The sequence below is a fragment of the Bradyrhizobium sp. 190 genome, from assembly GCF_023073415.1.
Taxonomy (GTDB): domain Bacteria; phylum Pseudomonadota; class Alphaproteobacteria; order Rhizobiales; family Xanthobacteraceae; genus Bradyrhizobium.
In genome coordinates this window covers 1-9,391 of sequence record NZ_JADPJL010000019.1, presented here as the reverse complement: position 1 = coordinate 9,391, position 9,391 = coordinate 1, and the positions used below count along the sequence as shown (strand labels likewise).

The following is a 9,391-nucleotide window of genomic DNA, read 5'->3' as shown; positions in this document are numbered from 1 at the left end:
CTGCGCTCCAGCCCGCCTAGGCGCAATCAAGCACCCGTGCGCCGGTCGCATTGCCCGATCCCAAATTGCCGGTTCGCGGACTTCTTCAACACAATCGGCCAATTGCAGGCTTGGCGCCGCAACCGCTTCGGTTCGCTCGATAACTGTTTTTTGACTGCTTCTTGTGGACCGGTCGAATATACTGGCTGTGTCATGGACTGGAAACTGAACCGCGTCATCACGCTGTTCCTCAGCCTGTGGATCGGGTTGTCGCCCGCTCTGATGAGCGTGCCCGCCGCGAGCATGACGCTCCAAATGGCGCAAGCCCCGGATACCATGTCCGGCGATTGCAACTGCTGTCACGAGACCAAGCCAAGTCGTGCTCTCTGCTTTCTGATGTGCGTAGGCGTGCCGCCGTTTGCGGCAGTTCAGTGCGCTGGCCTCATCCCTCTCGCAGTTGATGGTGAGTTCCCGTCCCAACCTGATGCGGTTCTGACAAATCGGATTGCCGCGCCCGATCCGCCTCCTCCAAGACGGCTCGCATTCACCTAGACCCGCCGGCGCCTGGACGTCCGCGGGAAATCGGACACTTGTCGCATGGCATCGGGAGCCTCGACACGGGCGCATCCCGTTCGGACGATTCGGAGCTTCTCATGTCGAAATTGCCTCTAATCGCGACAGTACTCATTCTTGCGGCAGGCGCAGACGTTGCCCTTGCACAGGACATGGACAAGACGGCCAAGAGAGGAGCGGCGGCCTATCGCTTGTGCGCCGCCTGCCATTCGCTGCATCCCGGCGTGCACCTCTCCGGACCAAGTTTGGCTGACATGTGGGGCAGACGGGCCGCGACCCTCTCCGACTTCGGACGCTACACCGATGCGTTGAAAAAATCCGACATCGTCTGGGACGAGACAACCCTCTACGCGTGGATTGCGGACCCGCAAGTCATGGTGCCGGGAACGACCATGACATTCCGTGGCATCGAGAACGGCAAGACCCGCGAAGACCTCGTTGCCTTTCTCCGGTTGGCGCTGGCGCCAAACGGTGCGGCCAAGGTTGTAAAGGAAGGCCTGATCCCCGCCGGGATGGCACGGGGGCAGATACCCGCGGACCTCTCCTCCGTTGGGTCCAACCAGCGCATCACCGAAATTCGCCACTGCGGCGATGGCTATCATGTCACGACTGCCGACGGCGCCAAGTTTCCGTTCTGGGAAACCAACGTGCGGCTGAAGGTCGACACCAGCCCGCGCGGGCCGCGATCGGGAGAGCCGGTCCTGCATCGGTCGGGCATGGTCGGCGATCGAGTGTCGATCATTTTTTCGAGCCTCGCCGAGCTCCGCCAATCCATCGCCGAGAAATGCTAGGAAAGCGACGAACGAAGGAGAATTGCCATGCAGCGGCTTCTCATCGCCTTGCTTGTCGCAGCGCTTGGGCTAACGCCCGCGGCTGCCGAGCAGCTCAAAGCGACGCTGTTCAAGCAGCCATACTGCGGCTGCTGTGATGGCCACGCCGACCATTTGCGCCAGAACCGCTACGATGTGACGGTGCAACAGACCGAAAATCTGTCCTCAATCAAGAAGCGATACCGCGTCCCGCAGCAGTTCAAAGGCTGCCACACCACGATCATCGGCGGCTATGTCGTCGAAGGCCACGTACCGGCAAGCATCGTTCACCGATTGTTAAAGGAACGGCCCGCCGTTCGGGGAATATCATTGCCTGGCATGCCGGACGGCTCGCCCGGAATGACCGGCGGAAAAAAGGAGCCGTTTGTCATTTACAGTTTCGGTGACGATGGCGCGAAGGTGTACGCGCGCGAGTGAACGCAATGATGCAAGACATGATGAGTGGCGCTGGCATGTGGGGCATGGGCTTGATCGGCCTTTTGCTGCTGATCGTGCTGATCCTCGCGGCTGCCGCTCTTATTAAATACCTGTTCAAAGGATAAGGCATCTCCGGGCAGCAATCGGCTCTCGGCAGGAGTGCGTGCGTTGGCCCTGGCCGCGACGCTGGGCGGCTCTGGCTTTCGTGGGCGCAATGTCCGCTTCGACACAGCCTGGGTCAAAAGGCGACTTCGCGCGGCGACCGGGCTACTTCCGCTTTTCCCCCAGATTCGGAAGTGGCCAGCCGAGCCAGCGCATCGGCCTTCCGGTTGAACCTTCTCGCAGTTCCGATGACCCACACAAACGGGCTTGGGGGAACGGAGGTTCCCATGACTAGTCCCAATGGAGGCCGGCCGACGCGTCTTTACCGGTTGATAGTAGCTCGCATGATGGGATTGAGTGCGGTTGCTTTTCTCGGGATCGGCACAGCCTATCCGCATGACCCGATACGACCAGAGCTCAACGCGCTCCAGCGCTGAATAGCCTGTTCGAGGTTGCACGTCTGCGTGCAGCTGCCGCCGAAAAACATCCGCCACAGATCATCTACTTTATTCTGTTTGGCCTTGGTCTCGGCTGCTCACTGCTCGCCGGGTTTGGAATGGCCGCGAGCGCAGGGCACAGCTGGATACACATGCTTCTCTTTGCAGGAACCCTGACCGTCGCGCTCTACACGGTGACCGATATGGAATATCCACGTCTCGGCCTCATCCGGATCGAGAGTTTCGATCATTTCCTAGCGGACGCCTATGATCAAATGCGGTGACGGCGAACCGTAAGGGATGTCCGCTTTAATGCACATAACGGAAGCAAGTCGACCATCGCACGAGGTCCGAAAAGTGCCAATAACGGGTATCAACTGAGGCGGTGTTTCTCTTCCAACGGACGACGTTGCAGTTCTAATTCGGCGGCGCAATCATTCAGGTTCTTGGCGGTCACGCCATCAGGGTAGTCGCTCGCAAACTGCGGCATTGGCCGAGGGGAACCGCGACAACGTGACTTGCCCAACCGGTCCGTTCGGACTAACTTGGCATCGCGGGGAAAAGCAGACTCCCCATTAGACGGGTTCCGTCCAAGCTCTGCGCAATGCTCGACTTGTCGAGGAGATTGCGCATGGACGTCCGAAAGCCCCCTATTTCGCTATGTACACCGGTCAGTCCTGAAGCCGCGCCGATTGATTCTGTCCGCGAAGGCTCGTCAATCATTTATTTCTGCAGTGCGGAGGAAATCAGCGAAGGCTTCGCCATTGCGTTACGCGCGATGGGATTCGAAGCCGAAATTCTGCTGTCAGATATTATTCCTCAGTCTGACACCACCTCAAACCCGGAGGAGAGATAGATGGGTCTCAAACTTTGGCTGGCGGCCTCGATCCTTGCGGCCTCGTTCACGACGGTCGCCGCCTCTCAGGAAATCGACTGGAAGAGGGGTCGATGACACGTTTGAAAGGAAGCCCGTGGTTTCGGGCGACGTGCACCGCTACGGTTTCCCCCGTACCGATCTGACCGTGACCCTCGATGGCGTCACCATAAAGCCGGCTCTGGCACTCGGAGGCTGGGTTGCGTTCAAGCCAATGCACGGGGAGGCCATGATCATGGGCGATCTCGTGCTGCTTGAGACCGAAGTCAATCCGGTGATGCTCAAGATGATCGAAGGCGGCTTTGAGATCACCGCCGTTCACAATCACCTGCTGCGCGCCTCACCCGCAACGTTCTATATGCACGTTGGAGGCCGCGGCGATCCCACAAGGATGGCTCTGGTTATTCGGGATGCCCTGGCGACGGCGAGCAAGACCCCACTCGCGACACCCGCCGCGGCGCCACCGCCAGCCGTCGATCTCGACACCGCACAGCTAGATCAGATCATCGGCGTCAAGGGACAGGCGAACGGCGGCGTCTATCAATTCGCGGTGCCACGCCGTGATCCAGTCATGGAAAATGGCATGCAGATCAGCCCGGTGGGGCCGATGGGCGTGGCGATTGCCATCGGTTTTCAGCCCACCGGTGGTGGCAAGGCAGCTATCGCCGGCGATTTCGTACTCGCCAGCGATGAGGTGAATCCGGTGATCAGAGCGTTGCGAGCGAACGGCATCGACGTAACCGCCGTCCACAGCCACATGCTGGACGAACAGCCGCGGCTGTTCTTCCTCCACTTCTGGGCTAATGACGATGCGTTGAAACTTGCCCGCGGACTTCGCGCCGCACTCGACAAGACCGCCAGCACAAAAAGTTAGGATTAAAGGAACTCGATCAAGCTACTCATTTGAAGACCGTGGGGATCTGCAGCCTCCCCGTCAGATGGATGTCCATCCAAGTGCTCGTGACCTCGTTTTGGGGAAGCGAACCCATGGATGGATGGATTCTCACTCTTTTTCTTATCGCGGCCTTTGCCGGCGGTTTCGTCAGCGGCTTTTCCGGCTTCGCAATGGGCCTCGTCGTGTCGGGTGTATGGCTGCACATCATAACGCCGATACAAACCGCAGCACTGATCGCCGGCTACGGACTGCTCACGCAGGGCTACGGCATCCTGAAACTACGTCAGGCGTTGGACTGGCAAAAAATCTGGCCGCTCTCGCTTGGCACAACGATCGGCATCCCGATCGGAGTGGTCCTTCTGAACCATCTCAACCCGGTCTATCTGCGGTTCGGCGTTGGTGTATTGCTCGTGCTTTACACGGCCTACGGTCTAGCGCGGCCGGCAATCAAGCCGATGAAAATTGCGGCCGGGCCCGACATTGGCATTGGTATCGTCAACGGGCTCGTTGGCGGACTGACCGGGCTTGGTGGCATCGTGTCGACTATCTCCTGCCAATGGCGCGGTTGGACGAAGGATTTGCAACGGGCGGTGTTCCAACCGGTGCTGTTCGCTGCCTTTGTGGTCATCTCCATTTCAATGGCCATCACCGGCGCCTTCACGCCGGAAACCCTTAAACTGTACGCACTGGGCTTCCCATTCATGCTCGCCGGCCTGTGGAGCGGCTTCAAGCTCTATGGAAAAATTAATGACGAGACATTCCGGAAAGCGGTGCTGGTACTACTCCTGTTTGCCGGCCTGTCGCTGATCGTGCCGGCAGTGTTCATTCGCGATTCGTGAGGTCGTCATGCCCCTGAAAACAATCGGAACCATCGCCATACCTGACGCCGTGGGCGGCGAGTTCGATCACGCCGCGTTCGATGCAACGAGCCGGCGTGTGTTCATTGCACACACCGCCCGTGATTGCGTCGAGGTGATCGACCACGATGCCGGCAAGCACCTCGCTACTTTGCCGGGATTTCCGGGCGTGGCAGGCGCCATCGCCGATGACGGACAAATTCTGGTCACTAACCGCGGCAGTGCTAGCGTTGCCTTGCTTGATGCCAATACCCTGGAAACGCGCACTAAGTACAAGACCGGCGGCCGGCCAAATGGTGCTGTGATCGTCGCGCAATCTGGCCTCGGGATTGCAGCCTGCATTGGCGACGAGGGAGAAACGCCGACGCTCCAGCTCTTCGAATTAAACGGTCCTAAGCATGTCTCGATAGACCTGCCGGGACGGCCACGCTGGTGCGTTACTGACGCAGCCGCCGAACGAGTGTTCCTTTGTATCCGCGAGCCTTCCATGGTGCTGGTGGCACGCCTGCCCGACCTTGGCGCGGTGACACATTGGAAAGTCCCCTCAATAGGGGCCCACGGTCTCGATATCGACCATTCGAGAGGTCTGCTTTATGTCGCGTGCGATGATTCAACTCTAGTTGAAATGAGCAGTATCTCGGGCGACGTCACGAACGTTTGGCCAATCGGAGGGCCACCCGATGTTACGTTTTTCAACCCCGCAACCGGTCTGGTTCATGTCGCAATCGGGGAGCCTGGCCTTGTCGATTCTATTGATCCGCGCAACGGAAATAGCACGCGAACCGTGACAGGCGCGGGCGCGCATACCACGGCGCTGGTGGCGCCGGACCAGCTTTACGTAATTTCAGCAGCACATGGCGGAGTGCTTGTCCTCTCGGACACCTGATGTTCGCCAGCAAAGGCACCTCAAAGGAGAATTAGCATGAAATGGATCACCCGAGAAAAAGTTAAAGTCGATCGCGTCGCATGTCCTTGGCTCATCAAGAAGTTCGTCGATAAGGACGCCGAGTTCGTGTTTGTGCCCAGGGAGAACGTGATGGCGGAGGCGGAGCGCCTCGACGCCATTCCATATGACGTCAAAGACGTTGAGCTAGGCCATCACGGCAAGGAATGCTCGTTCGAGGCTATCCTGAAAAAGTACAAGCTGACCGGCGATCCCGCGCTGGTGTTGCTTGGGCGGATCGTCAACGGCGCCGACACCGACAACACGCTGTACAATCAACCGGAGGGTCCGGGCCTCGAAGCTGTGGCCGAAGGCTTTCGGCATCTCGGCTTCAAAGACGACCACGAGCAAAACGCGGCGGAGTGGATCGTCTACGACGCGCTCTATGCGTATTGCGGCGAGATGGTAAAGCGCGGCAAGCCGCATGGCGACTTCATGAGTTGATACTCGTCATGGAAATCACTCGGGCCATCGACAACCGCCCGATGAGCTGCTCCGCAGCCAAGCGTTGTTTCGCTCCCTTGCGGAGGTGAAACCATGTCTTGCGGCAATTCAACCCACACTCTCGACGTACCTTCTTTTCCGGCCTTTAGATGGTCCTGGAAAGCCCCGCTTGCGTGGCTTGCTGGAATAGCACTGGGGTGGGAACGACGATGCCAGTACAAACAACTTCTCGAACTTGATGACCGGCTGCTCGCCGACATGGGTCTATCAAGGCTGGGCGTTGAAGAAGTGCGCAGATCTTCCGTGTACATGATTGCGTGGCGCGAGAGCCGATAGCAGTCCGATGTCCGCTTGGGGTCATTCGCGTCGGTTTGATGGGACCACGGCGACTTCCGGTCTGCCCCAGTGAACGGACATTCTCAGGATAGGCGGGCACGTCTCAAAGGTGCCACAAACACACTCGTTGGACCGCAGGTGGTAGTTTTATTCGGTCTCTCGTCGGGCGCAGCAACACTTCCCGCCCAGCTTTGGCTGAGCGGGATCGTATGGACTGAGCAGTGAGCAGCTTCAGCCGCGCTTGGCCGCGGCGACGTAGCCGGCCGTGACCTCGTCCTTGTGGGCGGCAAAGGCTGCCAGGACTTCGGCCTTCTCGCGTTTCGGGACCTTGGCGAAGTCCAGCGTCCGTCCAAGCTCGGCTACGACCTCATCGAATTCGGCCGGCGAGATCCGGAGATCCCGATGGGCCTCCTCCAGACCAACGGGCGTCTTGCCGGGCTTGGTGGCGGTGAACTGGAAGGGCCCGCCCGAAACGTTGCAGACCCACAGCGTGCGCATGAACTTGAGGCCCGGCAACCTTTTCAGGTTCTTGGTGTGCCATTCCCGCAGTTGCGGGTTCTTGGACTTCTGGCCGACGACGGGGTTCTTCACGACGGCGTCGCTGAAGTGATCCACCACCGCCGCGATGGCGAATACGCCTCCCAGCCGCTCATACAGACTTTTCTCAGACGTGGTTTCCTTGGCCTGCGCGTAGGCGTTATCAGCCCCCGCCAAAGCGACTGTGGCGGCGCTCAGCGCCAGCCCTGCGACCAGGCTTCGTCTTGCGATAGAAGTCGAAAGATCCTGTGCCATTGGTTACCTCCTTGGTGATCGTTCGATTACCGTTCCAAGCGCGTGCGCGCCCAGCATCCGCTCTCGGTGGTGCCCGCTTGGATGGTCTTGAAGCGAAAAGGTTCCGAAAAAACGAACTCGGGAGTCGGATCAAATCCCGCGACGCCCGCGAAATGTCCGGCGAGCATCCATGGAACCTGAGCAACGAACAAAGGTTGAAGGTGTCTAATTGCCCCTTTGGAGGCACGCCATGCCAAATCCAAAATCGACTGCTCAGATCGCCGGACATCCCATTCACCCAATGCTCATTCCTTTTCCCATTCCTTTTCCCATTCCTTTTCCCATTCCTTTTCCCATTCCTTTTCCCATTCCTTTTCCCATTGCCTGTTTCGCTTTGACGCTGATTTCCGATCTTGCGTTCTGGAAAACGTCAAACGACTTTTGGGTGAACGCTTCGCTTTGGATGTTGGGCATCGGCCTTATCATGGCCGCGCTCGCGGCGGTGGTGGGGTTAATCGACGTGCTGGGAGATGTTCAAATCCGCAATCTATCGGACGCGTGGCTGCACGCCGGCGGCAATGCCGTTGCAGTCCTGATCGAACTCTACAATTGGTATTCGCGCTACGAGCACGGGAGCGCTGCCGTCATCCCAACCGGCTTGGTCTTGTCGCTTGTCGTAGTTCTAATCTTGCTGTTCACGGGTTGGAAGGGTTGGGAGATGGTCTATCGTCACCGCGTCGGTGTGGCAGATCAGTCGCCTGTAAGATAGCAGATTCCACGGCTGCCTCAGTTGGCGGCCCTCTTTGTTTCAGACAAATGCGATGCACCGAATTGTCGGTTGGCTCGCCAAATTATCTAGGCGTAAACCTGTTCGCTTTTGCCAGCGCGCCCCGCTCATCGGTTTCCAAGGCAATCTTTTGAGCCAGCATGACGTCGCCCGCGACGAGATGTTCATTCGGCACGAAGCACCAGCCCGTTCTCGGCCGGGCGCACTCGTCTAGCTCGATGATGTTGGCTCCATGGCCGTGACATATGCGGTATCGCTTGCCGCTGTGGCAGCCGACGACCTCGAAATATTTATGCGCGTCATACTGCGCCAGTTGCTCCTGCGACATCCATTCCCTCAAGAGATTGAGGCCGCGCTGCTCGATTGTACCGGGGCGGAGGTACCAATCGCGAAACGTTCGCGCCAAGTGCAAGCAGGCCGCTAGTAGCCGCCGGAACCGACCGTTCGCAACTTGAAGCAACGTCACGAATACGAACCTAGCTTTAGCCACCGACGAGCCGCGGAAAAAACAGGGTCTCCTTTACGGTCGGATCAAACGTTCGCGTCACGACCGGCTCTCCGGAAGTAGTACGGGTTGCCGCAGTGAAGCCAGCACCCGTTAGCGCCTTGAAGCGGCGCTCGGCGTCCAAGAGGGCCTTCGCGTCCTTCACATCGAAGTAATGCCGCGTATCGCCGTTGTGGTCCATGATGATTTGGGTTGCCATTGCCTGCGCTCCTCGTGTTGGCCGCCAGATCAAAGCGATTTGCTAATGCCACTTGGTAAGAAAAGTTCCGCTTCGACCATCCTCGACGGAAGGCAGCAACAAGATAGCTTCCGGCGTGATATCGCCGCCTGTCGCACATACGCGGCGCGCGGCCGACCTTCTGCCGCTCAGCCGATCGACTTAATGAACTCGCTTAGTCGCATGCCGCCCCCTGAACGGGGAACGTGGGTCGGGTCGAGTCCGAAAGGGGTCAAAAGGTGACATCGGCGTATGCCTGACCCACTTCGGCTTTATCCCCGGAAGCAGACATCGCTCAGCGCGGTCGGAGGCTGCCGTGATCGGAGTGTTGCAACAAAGTTGAGATGTCCCTAACTCTGCAAAGTTGAAATGTCACTCGGCGGCCTCGCTGGTAGTGTGAGCCGGCGCCGCGGAGACCACCATA

14 protein-coding genes and 1 pseudogene are annotated in these 9,391 nt (G+C 58.8%); 12 read left to right on the top strand and 3 right to left on the bottom strand.

The features are described 5' to 3' along the window. From IVB22_RS14805 to IVB22_RS14765, 11 genes and pseudogenes are all read left to right on the top strand, one after another. Nucleotides 1-531, top strand: a 531-nt coding sequence (locus IVB22_RS14805; protein ID WP_247518071.1) for a hypothetical protein, incomplete at its 5' end; no start/stop codon positions are given. 101 nt (nt 532-632) lie between these two features. Continuing rightward, complete coding sequence (locus tag IVB22_RS14800; protein ID WP_247518070.1) at nt 633-1,343, top strand: cytochrome c family protein; 711 nt, start codon at nt 633-635, stop codon at nt 1,341-1,343. A 27-nt stretch (nt 1,344-1,370) separates the two neighbouring features. Then, entirely contained in the window at nt 1,371-1,799 is a 429-nt protein-coding gene (locus IVB22_RS14795) for a DUF411 domain-containing protein (RefSeq protein WP_247518069.1), read from the top strand. Nucleotides 1,800-1,804: 5 nt separating this feature from the next. Continuing rightward, the gene (locus tag IVB22_RS41610; RefSeq protein WP_308200402.1) at nt 1,805-1,924 is read left to right on the top strand and encodes an archaellin/type IV pilin N-terminal domain-containing protein; all 120 of its coding nucleotides are present in this window, start codon (nt 1,805-1,807) and stop codon (nt 1,922-1,924) included. Nucleotides 1,925-2,490: 566 nt separating this feature from the next. Beyond that, entirely contained in the window at nt 2,491-2,622 is a 132-nt protein-coding gene (locus tag IVB22_RS41390) for a hypothetical protein (protein ID WP_256467420.1), read from the top strand. A gap of 347 nt (nt 2,623-2,969) precedes the next feature. After that, the gene (locus IVB22_RS14790; RefSeq protein WP_247518068.1) at nt 2,970-3,194 is read left to right on the top strand and encodes a hypothetical protein; all 225 of its coding nucleotides are present in this window, start codon (nt 2,970-2,972) and stop codon (nt 3,192-3,194) included. Next, nucleotides 3,195-4,086: pseudogene (locus tag IVB22_RS14785) on the top strand (DUF1259 domain-containing protein). 113 nt (nt 4,087-4,199) lie between these two features. Next, nucleotides 4,200-4,946, top strand: a complete 747-nt coding sequence (locus IVB22_RS14780; protein ID WP_247518067.1) for a sulfite exporter TauE/SafE family protein — start codon at nt 4,200-4,202, stop codon at nt 4,944-4,946. Between the two features lie 7 nt (nt 4,947-4,953). Then, nucleotides 4,954-5,850 (top strand): YncE family protein, encoded by an 897-nt coding sequence (locus IVB22_RS14775; RefSeq protein ID WP_247518066.1) that lies wholly within the window; start codon nt 4,954-4,956, stop codon nt 5,848-5,850. A gap of 36 nt (nt 5,851-5,886) precedes the next feature. After that, a complete protein-coding gene (locus IVB22_RS14770) occupies nt 5,887-6,351 on the top strand; it encodes a chromate resistance protein ChrB domain-containing protein (RefSeq protein WP_247518065.1) in 465 nt (154 codons plus the stop codon). Between the two features lie 93 nt (nt 6,352-6,444). Next, nucleotides 6,445-6,687 (top strand): DUF1127 domain-containing protein, encoded by a 243-nt coding sequence (locus tag IVB22_RS14765; protein ID WP_247518064.1) that lies wholly within the window; start codon nt 6,445-6,447, stop codon nt 6,685-6,687. Nucleotides 6,688-6,918: 231 nt separating this feature from the next. On the opposite strand, the gene IVB22_RS14760 is transcribed toward IVB22_RS14765, so the two are convergent. After that, nucleotides 6,919-7,479, bottom strand: a complete 561-nt coding sequence (locus tag IVB22_RS14760) for a group 1 truncated hemoglobin (protein WP_247518063.1) — start codon at nt 7,477-7,479, stop codon at nt 6,919-6,921. Nucleotides 7,480-7,708: 229 nt separating this feature from the next. Here IVB22_RS14760 and IVB22_RS14755 point away from each other — a divergent pair, with 229 nt between their 5' ends. Beyond that, complete coding sequence (locus IVB22_RS14755; protein WP_247518062.1) at nt 7,709-8,227, top strand: DUF2231 domain-containing protein; 519 nt, start codon at nt 7,709-7,711, stop codon at nt 8,225-8,227. 82 nt (nt 8,228-8,309) lie between these two features. On the opposite strand, the gene IVB22_RS14750 is transcribed toward IVB22_RS14755, so the two are convergent. After that, nucleotides 8,310-8,573: a hypothetical protein gene (locus IVB22_RS14750; protein WP_247518061.1), complete on the bottom strand. Its 264-nt coding sequence runs from the start codon at nt 8,571-8,573 to the stop codon at nt 8,310-8,312. 154 nt (nt 8,574-8,727) lie between these two features. Next, a complete protein-coding gene (locus IVB22_RS14745) occupies nt 8,728-8,949 on the bottom strand; it encodes a hypothetical protein (protein ID WP_247518060.1) in 222 nt (73 codons plus the stop codon). Between the last annotated feature and the right edge of the window lie 442 nt (nt 8,950-9,391).

Excerpts from the sequence above, each read along its gene's own strand:
- IVB22_RS14780 (WP_247518067.1), top strand. The coding sequence starts at position 4,200 with ATGGATGGATGGATTCTCACTCTTTTTCTTATCGCGGCCTTTGCCGGC.
- IVB22_RS14750 (WP_247518061.1), bottom strand. The coding sequence starts at position 8,573 with ATGTCGCAGGAGCAACTGGCGCAGTATGACGCGCATAAATATTTCGAG.
- IVB22_RS14790 (WP_247518068.1), top strand. The coding sequence starts at position 2,970 with ATGGACGTCCGAAAGCCCCCTATTTCGCTATGTACACCGGTCAGTCCT.
- IVB22_RS14760 (WP_247518063.1), bottom strand. The coding sequence starts at position 7,479 with ATGGCACAGGATCTTTCGACTTCTATCGCAAGACGAAGCCTGGTCGCA.
- IVB22_RS14770 (WP_247518065.1), top strand. The coding sequence starts at position 5,887 with ATGAAATGGATCACCCGAGAAAAAGTTAAAGTCGATCGCGTCGCATGT.
- IVB22_RS14745 (WP_247518060.1), bottom strand. The coding sequence starts at position 8,949 with ATGGCAACCCAAATCATCATGGACCACAACGGCGATACGCGGCATTAC.
- IVB22_RS14755 (WP_247518062.1), top strand. The coding sequence starts at position 7,709 with ATGCCAAATCCAAAATCGACTGCTCAGATCGCCGGACATCCCATTCAC.
- IVB22_RS41610 (WP_308200402.1), top strand. The coding sequence starts at position 1,805 with ATGATGCAAGACATGATGAGTGGCGCTGGCATGTGGGGCATGGGCTTG.
- IVB22_RS14765 (WP_247518064.1), top strand. The coding sequence starts at position 6,445 with ATGTCTTGCGGCAATTCAACCCACACTCTCGACGTACCTTCTTTTCCG.
- IVB22_RS14775 (WP_247518066.1), top strand. The coding sequence starts at position 4,954 with ATGCCCCTGAAAACAATCGGAACCATCGCCATACCTGACGCCGTGGGC.
- IVB22_RS14800 (WP_247518070.1), top strand. The coding sequence starts at position 633 with ATGTCGAAATTGCCTCTAATCGCGACAGTACTCATTCTTGCGGCAGGC.
- IVB22_RS41390 (WP_256467420.1), top strand. The coding sequence starts at position 2,491 with ATGCTTCTCTTTGCAGGAACCCTGACCGTCGCGCTCTACACGGTGACC.
- IVB22_RS14795 (WP_247518069.1), top strand. The coding sequence starts at position 1,371 with ATGCAGCGGCTTCTCATCGCCTTGCTTGTCGCAGCGCTTGGGCTAACG.